Annotated in this window: 18 protein-coding genes; 15 read left to right on the top strand and 3 right to left on the bottom strand. The window is 67.9% G+C overall.

The features are described from left to right. The first annotated feature begins 57 nt into the window (after positions 1-57). From C8258_RS27025 to recO, 8 genes are all read left to right on the top strand, one after another. Positions 58-954, top strand: coding sequence for a LysR family transcriptional regulator (locus tag C8258_RS27025; RefSeq protein ID WP_106957569.1), 897 nt, complete (start codon positions 58-60; stop codon positions 952-954). A 194-nt stretch (positions 955-1,148) separates the two neighbouring features. Continuing rightward, the gene (locus C8258_RS27030; RefSeq protein ID WP_036499755.1) at positions 1,149-2,225 is read left to right on the top strand and encodes a PhoH family protein; all 1,077 of its coding nucleotides are present in this window, start codon (positions 1,149-1,151) and stop codon (positions 2,223-2,225) included. A gap of 90 nt (positions 2,226-2,315) precedes the next feature. Further along, a complete protein-coding gene (gene ybeY, locus C8258_RS27035; protein ID WP_030512859.1) occupies positions 2,316-2,870 on the top strand; it encodes an rRNA maturation RNase YbeY in 555 nt (184 codons plus the stop codon). Positions 2,871-2,913: 43 nt separating this feature from the next. Beyond that, positions 2,914-4,272, top strand: coding sequence for a hemolysin family protein (locus C8258_RS27040; RefSeq protein WP_106957570.1), 1,359 nt, complete (start codon positions 2,914-2,916; stop codon positions 4,270-4,272). Next, positions 4,253-4,639: a cytidine deaminase gene (locus C8258_RS27045; RefSeq protein WP_106957571.1), complete on the top strand. Its 387-nt coding sequence runs from the start codon at positions 4,253-4,255 to the stop codon at positions 4,637-4,639. Before C8258_RS27040 ends, C8258_RS27045 begins: the two co-directional genes overlap by 20 nt. After that, on the top strand, positions 4,636-5,556 hold the full coding sequence (gene era, locus C8258_RS27050; RefSeq protein WP_036499702.1) for a GTPase Era: 921 nt from the start codon (positions 4,636-4,638) through the stop codon (positions 5,554-5,556). Before C8258_RS27045 ends, era begins: the two co-directional genes overlap by 4 nt. A gap of 253 nt (positions 5,557-5,809) precedes the next feature. Beyond that, positions 5,810-6,223, top strand: a complete 414-nt coding sequence (locus C8258_RS27055; protein WP_143859879.1) for a hypothetical protein — start codon at positions 5,810-5,812, stop codon at positions 6,221-6,223. Between the two features lie 135 nt (positions 6,224-6,358). Next, a complete protein-coding gene (gene recO / locus C8258_RS27060; protein ID WP_106957616.1) occupies positions 6,359-7,132 on the top strand; it encodes a DNA repair protein RecO in 774 nt (257 codons plus the stop codon). An 11-nt stretch (positions 7,133-7,143) separates the two neighbouring features. On the opposite strand, the gene C8258_RS27065 is transcribed toward recO, so the two are convergent. Beyond that, complete coding sequence (locus C8258_RS27065; RefSeq protein WP_106957572.1) at positions 7,144-8,019, bottom strand: LLM class F420-dependent oxidoreductase; 876 nt, start codon at positions 8,017-8,019, stop codon at positions 7,144-7,146. 156 nt (positions 8,020-8,175) lie between these two features. Between C8258_RS27065 and C8258_RS27070 the strand changes: the two genes are divergently transcribed. The 3 genes from C8258_RS27070 to C8258_RS27080 all read left to right on the top strand — a co-directional run bounded on the left by C8258_RS27070 (position 8,176) and on the right by C8258_RS27080 (position 10,270). After that, complete coding sequence (locus C8258_RS27070; RefSeq protein ID WP_106957573.1) at positions 8,176-8,994, top strand: SAM-dependent methyltransferase; 819 nt, start codon at positions 8,176-8,178, stop codon at positions 8,992-8,994. 80 nt (positions 8,995-9,074) lie between these two features. Beyond that, a complete protein-coding gene (locus C8258_RS27075; RefSeq protein ID WP_036499713.1) occupies positions 9,075-9,863 on the top strand; it encodes an isoprenyl transferase in 789 nt (262 codons plus the stop codon). Positions 9,864-9,871: 8 nt separating this feature from the next. Beyond that, entirely contained in the window at positions 9,872-10,270 is a 399-nt protein-coding gene (locus C8258_RS27080) for a hypothetical protein (protein WP_369974820.1), read from the top strand. A gap of 25 nt (positions 10,271-10,295) precedes the next feature. Here the strand turns inward: C8258_RS27080 and C8258_RS27085 are convergent, their stop codons facing one another. Then, a complete protein-coding gene (locus tag C8258_RS27085) occupies positions 10,296-10,727 on the bottom strand; it encodes a Fur family transcriptional regulator (protein WP_106957575.1) in 432 nt (143 codons plus the stop codon). After that, entirely contained in the window at positions 10,724-11,119 is a 396-nt protein-coding gene (locus C8258_RS27090) for a helix-turn-helix transcriptional regulator (RefSeq protein WP_233225366.1), read from the bottom strand. The genes C8258_RS27085 and C8258_RS27090 overlap by 4 nt, the downstream gene beginning before the upstream one ends. Before the next feature lie 294 nt (positions 11,120-11,413). On the opposite strand from C8258_RS27090, the gene C8258_RS27095 reads away from it, so the two are divergent. From C8258_RS27095 to C8258_RS27110, 4 genes are all read left to right on the top strand, one after another. Continuing rightward, on the top strand, positions 11,414-12,805 hold the full coding sequence (locus C8258_RS27095; protein ID WP_063008048.1) for a glycine--tRNA ligase: 1,392 nt from the start codon (positions 11,414-11,416) through the stop codon (positions 12,803-12,805). 210 nt (positions 12,806-13,015) lie between these two features. Then, positions 13,016-13,936, top strand: coding sequence for an NADP-dependent oxidoreductase (locus tag C8258_RS27100; RefSeq protein ID WP_036499768.1), 921 nt, complete (start codon positions 13,016-13,018; stop codon positions 13,934-13,936). A gap of 68 nt (positions 13,937-14,004) precedes the next feature. After that, positions 14,005-14,940, top strand: coding sequence for an ABC transporter ATP-binding protein (locus C8258_RS27105; protein ID WP_036499718.1), 936 nt, complete (start codon positions 14,005-14,007; stop codon positions 14,938-14,940). A gap of 1 nt (position 14,941) precedes the next feature. Next, positions 14,942-15,718 carry an ABC transporter permease gene (locus C8258_RS27110; RefSeq protein ID WP_106957576.1) on the top strand — a complete coding sequence of 259 codons (777 nt, stop codon included), beginning with the start codon at positions 14,942-14,944 and terminating at the stop codon, positions 15,716-15,718. Positions 15,719-15,724: the final 6 nt, after the last annotated feature.

Below are 15,724 nucleotides of genomic sequence, written 5' to 3' on the forward strand. Positions count from 1 at the left end.
GATCGGTAAGTTGATGCAAATGCCGCATTAGGCGAGCTGAGCGCGGGGAGCCTTCCGATGGCGAGTGACGATTTGCACTGGTTTCTGACCCTCGCCGAACTCGAGCGCGTGGGCGCGGCGGCCGACCGGCTGCATCTGGCCCAGCCCACGCTGTCGCGCATGCTCGCTCGGCTCGAACAGCGGCTCGGCACGCAATTGTTCGACCGGCACGGTAAGCGGCTGACGCTCAACGAATCCGGGCGCATCTTCTACGAACACGCCCGCCGCGCCCAGGCCGAACTCGACGCCGCGGGCCGGGCGCTCGCGGATCTGGCGAATCCGGCGCGGGGGTCGGTGCGGCTGGCGTTCGTCCATTCCTTCGGCGGCCGGGTGGTGCCGGAGTTGATCGCCGGCTTCCGGCGGGTGTCGGGGCGGATCACGTTCCGGCTCGACCAGGGGCCCGCGAACGTGGTGGCCGCCGAGGTCCTCGACGGCACGGCGGATCTGGGCCTGACCTCGCCCGAACCCGCGCTGCCGGGACTGGGCTGGCGCACGCTGTTGCGGCAGCGCCTCGCCCTGGGCGTGCCGGTCGACCACCGGCTGGCGGGACGGCGGCAGATCCGGCTGGCGGAGGCCGCCGAGGCCGAATTCATCGCCATGCCGACCGGATACGGGATGCGCAGAATTCTCGACGAGCTGTGTGCCGCAGCGGATTTCCGCCCGCGAATCGCGCTGGAGTCCAGTGATCTGGTGACCGTTTCGGGTCTGGTGGCGGCGGGACTCGGCGTGGCGTTGCTGCCGCTGGAGGAGCCGGCGGTGCGGGGACCGCAGCCCGGGCCGGTGCTGGTTCCGCTGTCGGATCCGGGCGCCGCCCGCGCGGTCGGGCTGATCTGGTCGGCCGACGCGGTGCCCGGCGAGGCGGTACGCACCTTTCGTGACTTCGCCGTCGAATGGGCGCGCCGCAGTGGTCGGTGAACGGACGGTGACACCCTCATCTTCCGGGTGAGCGGCCTCTGAGCTGCGGCTGGAGATCAAATAAGTGGGCGGTGTCGGTGCCGCGCGATAGACTTTGAGAACAGGAGAGGATCCGTTCGAGACCGGAAAGCAGGCCATAGCTCCTTTTGCGAACATCAGGCGATATCGGCGACCCGACAACACCCACGACCGGCATCGGAGCCGGTGCCCCCGGCAATGGTAACGGTTCGGGTCCAGCGGCCCGGACGGTGCGTTCCAGCATCGAACTGGCCCCCGAGTCCGTGTTCGGATTCCTCGGTTCCGCCGACGCGAACCTGCGTGAACTCGAAGGTCTGCTCGACGCCGACATCCACGTACGCGGGAATTCGGTCACCCTCACCGGTAAGGCCGCCGATGTGGCGCTGGCCGAGCGGGTGGTCGAGCAGCTCGTGGCGCTGACCGCGCACAACCGCGTCGTCACCCCGGAAGCGGTCCGGCATACGGTCTCCATGCTGACCGAGGGATCCTCCGATTCCCCCGCCGAGGTGCTGAGTCTGGACATCATCGCCCGGCGCGGCAAGACCATCCGCCCGAAGACGCTGAACCAGAAGCGCTACGTCGACGCCATCGACGAGCACACCATCGTCTTCGGCATCGGCCCGGCCGGTACCGGTAAGACCTATCTGGCGGTCGCCAAGGCCGTGCAGGCGCTGCAGAGCAAGCAGGTCACCCGCATCATCCTCACCCGTCCGGCAGTGGAGGCCGGGGAGCGTCTGGGCTTCCTGCCGGGCACGCTGAACGAGAAGATCGACCCGTATCTGCGCCCGCTCTACGACGCCCTGCACGACATGATGGACCCCGAGGCGATTCCGAAGCTGATGGCCTCCGGCGTGATCGAGGTCGCGCCGCTGGCGTACATGCGCGGACGCAGCCTCAATGATTCGTTCATCATCCTGGACGAGGCGCAGAACACCACGCCGGAACAGATGAAGATGTTTTTGACCCGGCTCGGCTTCGGCTCGAAGATCGTCGTCACCGGCGACGTCACACAGGTCGACCTGCCCGGCGGGACCAGGTCCGGACTGCGGGTGGTCAGCGACATCCTCACCGATGTGGACGACATCCATTTCGCGGAGCTCACCTCCAGTGACGTGGTTCGCCATCGGCTGGTCTCGGACATCGTCGACGCCTACGAGCGCTACGAGTCCGATGCCCGCCCGCAGGTGGCGCGGCACTACCCGGGCGGTAACCGCGCCCAGCGCCGCGCGGCCGACAAGGCGGCTCGCCGCTGAGTTGCCGGAGCGGCTCGCCGCTGAGTAGCCGGAGCGGCTCGCCGCTGATGTGGTGGTGAGCCCTCGCACGGCCCCCATTAGGCTGGCAGGGTGAGTATCGAGATCGCCAACGAGTCGGGCATCGACGTATCGGAACCGGATCTGGTCAGCGTCGCGCGGTTCGCGATCGAACGGATGGACGTGCATCCGGCGGCCGAATTGTCGATGGTGCTCGTCGATCTCGATACCATGGCCGACCTGCACATGCGGTGGATGGATCTGCCGGGTCCCACCGATGTGATGTCGTTCCCGATGGACGAACTCGAACCCGGTGGCCGCCCCGACGGCGCCGAACCGGGCCCCTCGATGCTCGGCGACATCGTGCTCTGCCCGGAATTCGCCGCCGCTCAAGCCGGTAAGGCCGGCCATTCCCTCGACCACGAGCTGGCGCTGCTGACCGTCCACGGAGTGCTGCATCTGCTCGGCTACGACCACGCCGAGCCGGAAGAGGAGAAGGTGATGTTCGGCCTGCAGAACCGTCTGCTCGCCGAATGGTACGAAAGCCTGCGCGAGGCCGCCCGCCGTGCCGAACTGGCCGAGCGTGACCGCCGCCTGCTGGGCAAGACCGGATTCACCGCCCCCGGCGATCCCCTGGATCCCGCATGAGCGTCACCACCCGGGCCCGAGCTCGGGCGGCCGAGGGCAGAGCGTGAATGCGCTGATCCCGCTGCTGCTGGCGATTCTGCTGGTGCCCGTCGGCGGTGTCTTCGCGGCGATCGATTCCGCGTTGATGACGGTTTCGGCGGCGCGGGTGGAGGATCTGGTCCGCGCCGACCGGCCGGGCGCCCGCCGACTGGCCCGGATCACGATCGACCGGCCGCGCTATGTGAACCTCATGGTGTTGCTGCGGCTGACCTGTGAGATCGCGGCGACGGTCCTGCTGGTGGCCGCACTCGGCGAGGTGCTCAGCTGGGGGTGGGCGCTGGCCGTGACCGCGGTGATCATGGTCGTGATCGACTATGTCGTCATCGGTGTCGGCCCGCGCACGCTGGGCCGCCAGCACGCGTATTCGATCTCGCTGGCGGCCGCGCTGCCGGTGCAGGCGATCGGGGCGCTGCTCGGCCCGGTGAGCCGGTTGCTGATCATGATCGGTAACGCCATCACTCCGGGGCGCGGATTTCGCAACGGCCCCTTCGCTTCCGAAGTGGAACTGCGCGAGATCGTCGATATGGCGCAGCAGAGCGGTGTGGTCGACTCCGAGGAACGCCGCATGATCCAGTCGGTGTTCGAACTCGGCGACACCGCGGCGCGCGCGGTGATGGTGCCGCGCACCGAGATGGTGTGGATCGAGGCGGACAAGACGGTGGCGCAGGCGATGTCGCTGGCCGTGCGGTCCGGGCATTCGCGCATTCCCGTGGTCGGCGAGAACGTCGATGACATCCTCGGCGTGGTCTATCTGAAAGATCTTGTGCCGTATGCGGATCGGGGCCGCAGTGTGCAGGTGCGGGCGGTGATGCGGCCGGCCGTGTTCGTGCCCGACTCGAAACCGCTCGACGCTCTGCTCGACGAGATGCAGCGTCGCCGCAATCACATGGCGCTGCTGGTGGACGAATACGGCGGGATCGCCGGGCTGGTCACCATCGAGGACGTCCTCGAGGAGATCGTCGGCGAGATCGCCGACGAATACGACACCGACGAGATCGCGCCGGTGGAGGAACTGGGCGAGGGCGTCTACCGCGTCTCCACCCGGCTGCCGGTCGAGGATCTGGGCGAGCTGTTCGGCCTGGAGATCGAGGAGGAGGACGTCGACACCGTCGGCGGCATGCTGGCCCACACACTGGGCCGGGTGCCGCTGCCGGGATCGGAGGTCGTCGCGCACGGGCTGCTGCTGCAGGGCGAGGGCGGCGCCGATACCAGGGGGCGGGTGCGCGTGCACACCGTCGTCGCGCGCCGGGCGGGGGAGTCGGGCGAACTGTCGGGCGCGCTCGCGGATGCGGTGCGCGGCGACCGTCAGGGGCGGGAAGAGACGTCGAGATACGAGAACGGAGATGGCGATGACCGAGGGTGAAACCGCCGAATCGAACACCGGCGAATTGAGCGCCGAGGACGGCAAACTGCTGGTGCTGGCCCGCGGTGCGATGGGACGCACCGGCGGGGTGGCGGGCGCGGCGATCCGCGATACCGACGGCCGTACCTACGCCGCCGGCGCGGTGGACCTGAACGCGTTGTCGCTGTCGGCGCTGCAGGCGGCGGTCGCGGCCGCGATCTCCAGCGGTGCGGAGGGGTTCGAGGCGGCGGTGCTGGTCGGCGGGCAGGATGCCGATCCGGGTGTGGCCGCGGTGCGCGAGGTGAGCGCCTCGGCCGTGGTCATCGTCACCGATCGCAAGGGTGCGACCTACCGCACCGTCGACGCCGGAACCGAGACGGCACGATGAGCGTCGAGCAGCCCGGCGAGGGCGAATTCCGTTCCGGCTTCGTCTGTTTCGTCGGCCGGCCCAATACCGGCAAATCCACGCTGACCAACGCCATGGTCGGCCAGAAGATCGCGATCACGTCCTCGCGCCCGCAGACCACGCGCCACACCATCCGCGGCATCGTGCATCGCGACCACGCTCAGCTGATCCTGGTCGACACTCCGGGACTGCACCGGCCGCGCACGTTGCTGGGGCAGCGCCTCAACGATCTGGTGCGCGACACCTACTCCGAGGTCGACGTGATCGCGCTGTGCATTCCGGCCGACGAGAAGATCGGACCGGGTGACCGCTGGATCGTGCAGCAGGTCCGGCAGATGGCGCCGAAGACGACTCTGCTCGGCGTGGTCACCAAGATCGACAAGGTGGACAAGCCGCAGGTCGCCGAGCAACTGCTCGCGGTCTCGCAACTGCTGGGCCCCGAGGCCGAGGTGGTTCCGGTCTCCGCGGCCAAGGGTGAACAGGTCGAACTGCTCGTCGATGTGATCGCGTCCAAGATGCCGGAGGGCCCGGCGTTCTACCCCGACGGTGAGCTGACCGACGAGCCCGAGGAAACCCTCATGGCCGAGCTCATCCGCGAGGCGGCGCTGGAGGGTGTGCGCGATGAGCTGCCGCATTCGCTGGCGGTGGTGATCGAGGAGATCATGCCGCGCGAGGAACACGAGGACATGCTCGACGTGCATGCCCTGCTGTACGTGGAGCGGCCGAGTCAGAAGGCGATCATCATCGGCAAACGCGGCGCGCGGCTCAAAGAGGTCGGCACCGCGGCGCGCAAGCAGATCGAGCACATCCTGGGCACCCGCATCTATCTGCATCTGCACGTGAAGGTCGCCAAGGACTGGCAGCGCGATCCCAAGCAGCTGCGCAAGCTGGGCTTCTGATCGAGGCTCCCCCGGGGATCGGCCTCGAACCGGTGCGGTTACGGGGTTCGGCCTCAGGTCTCGCGTCGATGCCGTCGTCTTCTGTGATGTCCGTCTCGGGGCGCGCGCGAAACCCAGCGCGCGTCCGGCCAACCGCCCATATCGGATTCGCAGGTGGGCCGTAGTCGAATTGTGATGTGCGATTCCGGTATTTCCGCAGGAGCGGGCGAACTGTGTGCGCACGCACATTGTGAGACGGGCCTACGATCCTGGCGTGAAGTGGATGTCCCGGGCGTTCGGCTCGAAAGAGCTGCCGCCACAAGTGCGTTCGGATCTGGAATCGGAAGGGATCGTCGTATTCGGCCCGGTGAGTGGATCGCTGGCCAGACGCAATTATCGGACGCCACTGCACTACGGTTCCTCCAGTTGGGAGAACATCGTCGGCGGAACCATCGGGATGAGCAGAAAACGCCTTGTCATCTGGGGTAATCAGGAGGCGTTGGTCGACGTCTGGCTGGGTCATCCCGCCGTCACCATGGAACTGCAGGGGCCCGAGCGCATGCTCGTCGAGGCCGACCGCGGCGCGATCGACCCGATCCGCACCGGCTGGACCACGTTGATGCTGCGCACAATTCACGCACCCCGCATCGCGCAGCTGTATGCGGAGGGACTGCCGCGCAGCGTGTAGAGGCCACGAAGGCCCGGCGCACCCGAGGGGGCGGATGCTCGGCGACTCGGTGGCCGGGTCGGGTGCGTGTCTTCCGATCGGTGTCGAGTGGCGTGGGGGCGCGGGCGCGTCGGGGTGGCGTGGGAGACTGTGAACGTGTTGTTGTATCGGGACCAGGCGATTGTGCTGCGCCAGCACAAGCTGGGGGAGGCCGATCGCATCGTCACGCTGCTCACCCGTCAGCACGGGCTGGTGCGGGCGGTGGCGAAGGGGGTGCGCCGCACCCGGTCGAAATTCGGCGCGCGGCTGGAACCGTTCGCCTATATCGACGTGCAGCTGTATCCCGGACGCAACCTCGACACCGTGACGCAGGTGTCCACCGTGGAGGCGTTCGCCGCCGATATCGTCGCCGACTACGGTCGCTACACCACCGCGTGCGCGGTGCTGGAGACCGCCGAACGTCTCGCCGGTGAGGAGCGCGCCCCCGCGCCCCGCCTGCACACCCTGACCGCCGGCGCCTTGCGCGCGATCGCCGCCGGCCGGCGCCCGCACGAACTGATCCTCGACGCATTCCTGTTGCGCGCCATGGGTTTCGCGGGCTGGGCGCCCGCTCTCGACGAATGTGCCCGGTGTGCCACCCCCGGCCCGCACCGCGCCTTCCACGTGGCCGCCGGGGGAGCGGTCTGCGTGCACTGCCGTCCGCCCGGCTCGGCCACGCCCGCGGTCGGGGTCCTGGAATTGATGAGTGCGCTCAATCGCGGAGACTGGACCGGACTCGACGTGGTTGCCGAGTCCGTCCGCCGCCAGGCCAGCGGGCTCACCGCCGCCCATCTGCAATGGCATCTGGAACGGCAGTTGCGGACGTTGCCGTTGATCGAGCGCTCTCGTCCGCACGAGGCGGCGGAGCCGCCGGCGTCGCGGGTGGGATAGACCGGCGCCGCCTACCCGAGGTCGGCCAGCTGCGGGACTGCCGGCGCCATGGCCTCGATCCACGCGGCGGGTGAGCCCGTGGTCGGGGTGATCAGCACCGCGTCGATGCCCAGTTTCGCGTAATCGGCCATGCTGCGGACGAATTCGTCGCGAACGTCCGGATTCGGGCGCGGATTGTTGGCCATGATCGTGGTGCGGATGGTGTCGAAATCGCGACCGACGTCGTCGCAGTGGCGGCGCAGCACGTCCAGTTTGTGGGCGACGTCCTCCGGCGACGTGCCGAACAGATTGCAGGCGTCGCCGTACTGTGCGACCAGCCGCAGCGTCTTCTTCTCGCCGCCGCCGCCGATCAGGACGTTCGGGCGATGGATCGGCTGCGGTGAGCACAGCGTCTCGGCCAGCTGGTAGTACTTGCCCTCGAACGGCCCGTTGTTCTGCGGATCCCACATCTGCGCGCAGATCCGCAGCGTCTCCTCCAGCCGCTCGAACCGCTCGGCCAGCGGCGGGAACTCGACCCCGAGCCCGCGATGCTCCCGCTCGAACCACGCGGCCCCGATCCCCAGCGTGGCCCGTCCGCCCGACAGCACGTCCAGAGTGGTGACGATCTTGGCGAGCAGACCAGGATGCCGATAGGTCACGCCGGTGACCAGCAGCCCGAGATCGATCGAGGTGGTATGTGCCGCAAGGTATCCCAGCGTGGTGTATCCCTCCAGCATATTCGCCTCGGCCGGTAGCCCGGTCGGTTCGATCTGGAAATAGTGATCCATGAACGACAGCCAGGTGGCACCCGCCGCCTCCGCGGCCTGCCCCACGCGCGCCAGCTCTCCCGCGATCGCGGGGGTGCCGCCGTCGATATCGAAGATAGGAATGTGAAATCCGAGCTCCATGGAGTTCTCCCTCGTCAGTGACTGACTTCCCGTTGAGCACGCTATGCCCTGGAGCGCACTCCAGGTCAAGAGGTTTCCGGGAATGCGGGCCCTGCGTGCGGCTCGGACGGGGTAATTTCACTCGAAGGTCCCACCAACCCTACGGAGAAAGCTTCGATGTCTCACGAGCTTGTCGAGTTCGATACGGAGAAGGCGCATTCGGCGCGGATGTACGACTACTACCTCGGCGGCAAGGACAACTATCCGGCCGATCGCGAGGCCGCGTCGAAGGTGATGGAGGCGTTTCCGGAGACCGCGCAGGCCGCGCGGGCCAATCGCGAATTCGTCCATCGGGCAGCACGTTTCGCGGCGCGCAATGGTGTGCGGCAGTTTCTCGACATCGGCACCGGAATTCCGACCGAACCGAATCTGCACAACGCCGTGCAGGCCGTCGATCCGCGTTGCCGCGTGGTGTACGTCGACCACGACCCCCTGGTGCTGGCGCATGCCCGCGCGCTGATGATCGGCTCGGAGGAGGGGCGTACCGAATACATTCCCGCGGATGTGCGCGATCCGGACGTGATCCTCGGCTCGGAGCAGTTCCGAGCGGTGATCGATCTGTCCCGGCCGGTGGCGCTCAACCTGGCCGCGATCATGCATTTCGTCACCGACGAAGAGGGCGCCTACGACATCGTGCGCACCTATCTGGACGCGTTCGCGCCCGGGTCGTACTTCAGCATCACCCACGCCTCCAGCGATGTGAATCCGGAACGACTCGCGAAGGTGGCGGCGGTCTACGCCCAGGCCGGGATGAAGGTCGCCCTGCGCAACAAGGCCGAGGTCGCCCGCTTCTTCGACGGGCTGGAGCTCGTCGAGCCCGGCGTGGTCCCGATGCACCGCTGGCACCCGAATCCGGAGTTCTACATTCCGGAGGAGCGGCTCGCGTGGGCCGACGAGGCGTTCGGCATCTGGGCCGCGGTCGGCGTCAAGCCCTGAGCGGATGCGGAGGCGCAGGTCGGCGCGGAAATCCCACGGCACCGGTCACGGGCGGCGCGCGGTGATGCAGGATAGGTGGCGTGATCGGTAACCGCTCCCAGACCACCCGCACGATTCGTCCGCCGTCACCGCACCCGTCGGGCGCCACCCCGCCCGCGCTGCCGCCGGAGTTCGTGCCCAGGCATGTGGCGCTGGTGATGGACGGCAACGGCCGGTGGGCCCAGGATCGGGGGCTGCCGCGCACCGCCGGGCACGAGCGTGGCGAGGCGGTGCTGATGGACACCGTCGAGGGGTGTATCGAGATCGGCGTGAAATGGCTTTCCGCCTATGCCTTTTCGACCGAGAACTGGCGGCGCAGCCCCGACGAGGTCAAATTCCTGATGGGCTTCAACCGCGACGTGATCCGCCGCCGCCGCGACGAGATGCACGAGATGGGCGTGCGGGTGCGCTGGGCGGGCCGGCGACCGCGCCTGTGGCGCAGCGTGATCAAGGAATTGGAGATCGCCGAGGAGCTCACCAAGGACAACACCGTGATGACGCTGACGATGTGCGTCAACTACGGAGGCCGCGCCGAAATCGCCGACGCGGCACGGGAAATCGCGCGGAAGGTGGCGGCCGGACAGCTGGATCCGGAGAAAGTCACCGAATCGACCTTCGCGAAGTATCTCGACGAGCCGGATATGCCGGATGTGGATCTGTTCCTGCGCCCCTCCGGTGAGCTGCGCAGTTCGAACTTCCTGATCTGGCAGTCCGCCTATGCGGAGTTCGTCTTCCAGCACACCCTGTTCCCTGATTTCGACCGTCGCGACCTGTGGGAGGCCTGTGTGGAGTACGCCAAGCGCGATCGCCGGTTCGGTGGCGTGAAGTGAGCAACGATCTGACCGTCGCCCGGGAACTGCAGGCCCAAGCCGCCGCCTGCCTGCGTCGATGCGATGTGACCGTGCGGGAGGAGGAAGGTGACGCCCTCGGCTTCGAATACGAGGGCGCGCTGTGCTCGCTGCGCGGCGTCACGCTGGCGCCGGGCCTGGACGTCCTCACGCTGACCTGCGTGCTCGCCTGGGATCGCCCCTTGAAGCCGCAACTGCACAAGCGAGTCGCCGATCGCAACAACGCCCTGCAGTTCGGCTCGCTGACGATCATCGCCCACGAGAAGCTCGCCGACGTCCTGCTGCGCTACACCTTCCCGGCAGCCGGCCTCGACGACGACGCCCTGGCGACGATGCTGCTGCTCGTCCTGTCCGGCGCGGGCCGCGCCCGCCAAGGCCTGGTGCCCTGACCGGCCCGGTGTGCGGCTGATCGACTCAGCCGGCGATGTGGGCGCAGTCGCGGCAGGTGCCGAACACTTCCATGGTGTGGCTGATGTCGGTGAATCCGTGCTCGCCGGCGATCGCCGCGGCCCAGGCCTCGACGGTGGGGCCCTCCACCTCGACGGTGCGCCCGCACTGGCGGCAGACCAGGTGGTGATGGTGGCCCTTGGAGCACTGCCGGTACACGGATTCGCCTGTGTCCGTGCGCAGGACGTCGACCTTGCCGGCGTCGGCGAGGGACTGCAGGGTGCGGTAGACGGTGGTCAGGCCGATGCCCTCACCGCGGCGGCGTAGTTCGTCGTGCAGTTCCTGGGCCGAACGGAATTCCTCTATATCGCCCAGCAGTGCGGTGATCGCGCTGCGCTGGCGGGTGCTGCGAATTCCGACGGTCTTCTCGGCGGTGTCCGTCTTCTCCGGCACGGTCATCCTTCCTCGGCGTGTGCGACGGCGTCGACGACGATGCGTGCCAGATGGTCGTCGACCAATTCGTAGATCACCTCACGGCCGGTGCGTTCACCGCGCACCACGCCCGCGGACTTCAGAATGCGCAGATGCTGGCTGACCAGGGGCTGGGTGACGCCGAGCGTATCGACCAATTCGTGCACGCAGCGCGGCGATTCGCGCAGCTGCAGCACGATCGCGATCCGCACCGGCGCGGCCAGCGCGCGCAGCAGTTCGCCAGCGTTGTCGAGCGTGGTGCGGGCGGGGACCGCGGGGGGGGTCGGGGCGCGATAGGGATACGGGTCGTGCGGGATCGGCGTGGGCGCCTCGACGGCGACGCGGCTTCGACGCGCGGGGACACCGCTGTCGGCGGTCATCGAACCAACTCCTTATTGGAAACCGATGCCATTATTGATATGCACACGTGCGCATGTCAAGGAGGCTGTGCCGTCGGCCCGCCTCTCCGCGTCTTTTGCGTGTCGTGACTGCTCCAAGATTTTCGTGTCGGGCCGGCGGTGTGTGGTGGGCCGGTTCTGGGCGTCCCCGCCGAGTTACCCATGTGCTCCCGATATCAGTCGCCCGGTCGCGATACTGCTTCGCGGTGTGCCTCGACGTGTCGCTAGGCTGGGGCGAATCGATCGAACCCATCATCCAGAGGGAGAGCTCCAGCCGTGGCACCCAAGTCGAAGATCGACACCGTCGCGAATCTCGCCAAGCGCCGGGGTCTGGTATACCCCAGCGGCGAGATCTACGGAGGGACCCGGTCGGCGTGGGATTACGGTCCGCTGGGTGTGGAGCTCAAGGAGAACATCAAGAAGCAGTGGTGGCGGGCCATGGTCACCAGCCGCGACGATGTGGTCGGCCTGGATTCCGCGATCATCCTGCCGCGGCCGGTGTGGGTGGCCTCGGGGCACGTCAGCGTCTTCAACGACCCGCTGGTCGAATGCCTGAACTGCCACAAGCGGCACCGGCAGGACCACCTGCAGGAGGCGTACGCCGAGAAGCACAAGATCGACGATCCGGACAGCGTGTCCATGGAGCTGATCGGCTGCCCGGATTGCGGCACCGTCGGTAAGTGGACCGAACCGCGCGATTTCAACATGATGCTCAAGACCTACCTCGGGCCGATCGAGTCCGAGGAGGGCCTGCACTATCTGCGTCCGGAGACCGCGCAGGGCATCTTCGTGAACTTCGCGAACGTGATGACGACCGCGCGCAAGAAGCCGCCGTTCGGAATCGCGCAGATCGGCAAGAGCTTCCGCAACGAGATCACCCCCGGCAACTTCATCTTCCGCACCCGCGAATTCGAGCAGATGGAGATGGAATTCTTCGTCAAGCCGGGTGAGGACGAGCGGTGGCACCAGTACTGGATCGACACCCGCCTGGCCTGGTACACCGACCTCGGCATCGACCCGGAGAATTTGCGGCTCTACGAGCACCCGAAGGAGAAGCTCTCGCACTATTCGACCCGTACGGTCGATATCGAGTACCGCTTCCACTTCCAGGGCAGCGAATGGGGTGAGCTCGAGGGTGTCGCCAACCGCACCGATTTCGACCTGTCGACCCACTCCAAGCATTCCGGCACCGATCTGAGCTTCTTCGACCAGAACACCAACGAGCGCTACACGCCGTACGTGATCGAGCCCGCGGCCGGCCTGACCCGCTCGCTGATGGCCTTCCTGATCGACGCCTACACCGAGGACGAGGCGCCGAACGCCAAGGGCGTCATGGAGAAGCGGACCGTACTGCGCCTGGACCGCCGCCTCGCGCCGGTGAAGGCCGCCGTACTTCCGTTGTCGCGCAACGCCGATCTGTCGCCGAAGGCGAAAGACCTTGCCGCGCAACTGCGCAGGAACTGGAATGTCGACTTCGACGACGCCGGCGCGATCGGCCGCCGCTACCGCCGCCAGGACGAGATCGGCACCCCGTTCTGCATCACGGTCGACTTCGACACCCTCGAGGACCAGGCCGTCACCGTGCGCGAGCGGGACTCGATGGCGCAGGAGCGGATCGCGCTCGACCAGGTGGAGGGCTACCTGGCGCAGCGCCTTCTGGGCGCCTGAGTTCACCGCGGCGCGGACGGGTCTCTCGCATCCGGATTCGGACATAACCGAAGACCCGGGCGTTATCGGGGCGAATCGCACGCAGAAGTGGGATCGGCGGAAATATCGCCGTGGTCCGGGTCGTTCCGAGCACTGAGCAATCCGAGAGATCCGGCGCGCCCCTGGGGTGCTGCCGGGCCCGGCCCACAGGTGCGACGAAAGGTCCTGATCATGGCGCAGGCGGTCAAGTTCGATCGTTACGGCGATATCGATGTGCTCGAGGTTCGCGAGATACCGGATCCGCAGCCCGGGCCCGGACAGGTCGCGGTCGAGGTGGTGGCCGCGGGGATCAACCCGGGTGAGGCCAAGATCCGCAACGGCTCGCTGCACGAGCGCTGGCCCGCCACCTTCCCCGAGGGCGAGGGCACCGATTTCGCCGGGCGCATCGTCGCCCTGGGCGAGGGGGTGAGCGGGATCGCCGTCGGCGACGAGGTGCTCGGATTCAGCGATAAGCGCTCCAGCCACGCCACCCGGGTGGTGGTGCCGGCCCAGCAGGTCACCCCCAAGCCGGTGGGCCTGTCCTGGGAGGTCGCCGGATCGCTGTACGTCGCGGGCACCACCGCCTTCGCCGCCGTGCGGGCCGTGAGCCCGGAGGCCGGTGACACCATCGCGGTGTCCGGCGCGGCCGGTGGCGTGGGATCCATTGTGGTGCAACTGCTTCGGGCCCGGGAGGTGACGGTGATCGGCATCGCGGGGCCGGACAACCAGGACTATCTGCGCGAGCTGGGGGCGGTCGCGGTGGAGTACGGTGACGGTCTCGCCGAGCGCCTCCGGGAGGCGGCGCCCGCCGGTATCGACGCCTTCATCGATACGCACGGCAACGGCTACGTCGAACTCGCCCTCGATCTCGGCGTGAAGCCCGAACGCATCGATACGATCATCGATTTCGCCGCGGTGGAGAAGTACGGCGTCAAGGCGGAGGGAAATGCGGCCGCCGACACCATCGACGTGCTCGCCCAGCTGGCCGAACTGGCCGCCGCGGGGGCCGTCCGGATTCCGATCGCCGCCACCTATCCGCTCGCCGAGGTGCGCGCGGCGTTCACCGAACTCGAGCGCGGCCACACCCGGGGCAAGATCGTCCTGCTGCCATGACATCTGTCATGGCACAGTCGTGACGGTCGGGCCAGGTACGAGGCCCGGCTCCACGCGACAGTGGAACCATGACATCAGCAATGACATCCGGTTCGGCGGAACGGGTCGCCGCCGCACCGGTGATCGAGCTTCGCGGACTGACCAAAACCTTCCGCAGTTCCGCCGGGCCCGTCCGCGCGGTCGACGGACTCGATCTGACCGTCACCGCGGGTGAGGTGGTCGCCTTCCTGGGACCCAACGGTGCCGGGAAGTCCACCAGCATCGACATGATGCTGGGCCTGCTGCGCCCCGACGCGGGCACCGCCCGCATTCTGGGCGGAACACCGGCGGAAGCGGTTGCGGCGGGCCGAGTTTCGGCGGTTCTGCAATCGGGCGGCCTGCTTCCGGATCTCACCGTCGGCGAAACGGTGCGGGTCGTCGCGTCCCTGCACCGCCATCCGCGCCCCGCCCGGGAGGTGCTCGTCCGCGCCGGAATCGACGGCATCGCCGACCGCATGGTGGGTAAATGCTCCGGTGGTCAGCAGCAGCGCCTGCGCTTCGCTCTCGCGCTGCTGCCCGATCCGGACCTGCTGATCCTCGACGAGCCGACCACCGGCATGGACGTGGAGGGTCGCCGCGATTTCTGGAACGCCATCCGCGCCGACGCCGGTCTCGGACGCACCGTCGTCTTCGCCACCCACTACCTCGACGAGGCCGACGCCTACGCCGACCGCATCGTGCTGGTGCGGGGCGGCCGGGTCGTGGCCGACGGCAGTGCCGCATCGGTGAAGAATCTGGCCTCCGGTCGCACGGTCTCGGCGACGCTGCCCGACGCCGACCCGGCGAGCCTGCTCGCCCTCGCCGGCGTGGACCGGGTCGAGCAGCGTGGTGATCGAGTGCTGGTGCACGGCAACGACTCCGACGCGGTCGCCCGCTATCTGCTGACCAGGACACCGGCCGTCGACATCGAAATCACCGGCCGCAATCTCGAAGACGCCTTCCTCGCACTGACCGGAGACAACTGAGATGACCACATCGACCGTGCCCCGCGCCATCGGTCCGAGCGCCGGCGGATTCAGCTGGGGATTCCTGCTGCTCGAACTGCGCCGCATGCTGCGCAACCGCCGCACCGTCATCTTCGCGCTGGTGATGCCGGTGGTGTTCTTCGTGATTTTCGGCGCCCAGAACTCCTACCGCAACGAGACCTACGGCTCGGCGAATGTCACCGCCTACGTGATGGTGTCGATGGCCGTCTACGGGGCGATGCTGGCTACCACCAGCGGCGGCGCCATGGTGGCGGTGGAACGTGCCGCCGGTTGGGTGCGTCAGCTGCGTCTCACGCCGCTGAGCCCGGCCGCCTACGTCGCCACCAAAGTGGCCGGCGCGATGGTGCTCGGATTGTGTTCGGTCGTCGTCGTTTTCGTCGCCGGCGCGGTGACCGGCGCGCATCTGACCACCGGTGCGTGGGTGGGCTGCTTCCTGATCGCGTGGCTGACCTCCGTGGTCTTCGCGGCATTCGGACTGTTCATGGGATATGTGCTGCCCTCGGAGAACGTGATGCAGATCCTCGGCCCGGTGCTGGCACTGCTGTCGTTCGCCGGTGGATTGTTCATGCCGCTGCACGGCTGGTTGGAAACGGTGTCGAAGGTCTTCCCGACCAACGGCGTCGCGACGCTGGCCCGGTTGCCGCTCGGCGACACCACTGCCGGTTCCGCCGCACTGGCGGTGCTGAACATCGTGGTCTGGGCGTCGGTCTTCGCCCGCGGAGCCGCGGTTCTGTTCCGGCGTGACACCGCTCGCTGACCGACG

This window comes from Nocardia sp. MDA0666, assembly GCF_003023875.1.
Lineage (GTDB): Bacteria > Actinomycetota > Actinomycetes > Mycobacteriales > Mycobacteriaceae > Nocardia > Nocardia aobensis.

Excerpts from the sequence above, each read along its gene's own strand:
- C8258_RS27105 (WP_036499718.1), top strand. The coding sequence starts at position 14,005 with ATGACATCAGCAATGACATCCGGTTCGGCGGAACGGGTCGCCGCCGCA.
- C8258_RS27110 (WP_106957576.1), top strand. The coding sequence starts at position 14,942 with ATGACCACATCGACCGTGCCCCGCGCCATCGGTCCGAGCGCCGGCGGA.
- C8258_RS27025 (WP_106957569.1), top strand. The coding sequence starts at position 58 with ATGGCGAGTGACGATTTGCACTGGTTTCTGACCCTCGCCGAACTCGAG.
- C8258_RS27100 (WP_036499768.1), top strand. The coding sequence starts at position 13,016 with ATGGCGCAGGCGGTCAAGTTCGATCGTTACGGCGATATCGATGTGCTC.
- C8258_RS27090 (WP_233225366.1), bottom strand. The coding sequence starts at position 11,119 with ATGACCGCCGACAGCGGTGTCCCCGCGCGTCGAAGCCGCGTCGCCGTC.
- C8258_RS27065 (WP_106957572.1), bottom strand. The coding sequence starts at position 8,019 with ATGGAGCTCGGATTTCACATTCCTATCTTCGATATCGACGGCGGCACC.
- C8258_RS27045 (WP_106957571.1), top strand. The coding sequence starts at position 4,253 with ATGGCGATGACCGAGGGTGAAACCGCCGAATCGAACACCGGCGAATTG.
- C8258_RS27085 (WP_106957575.1), bottom strand. The coding sequence starts at position 10,727 with ATGACCGTGCCGGAGAAGACGGACACCGCCGAGAAGACCGTCGGAATT.
- C8258_RS27070 (WP_106957573.1), top strand. The coding sequence starts at position 8,176 with ATGTCTCACGAGCTTGTCGAGTTCGATACGGAGAAGGCGCATTCGGCG.
- era (WP_036499702.1), top strand. The coding sequence starts at position 4,636 with ATGAGCGTCGAGCAGCCCGGCGAGGGCGAATTCCGTTCCGGCTTCGTC.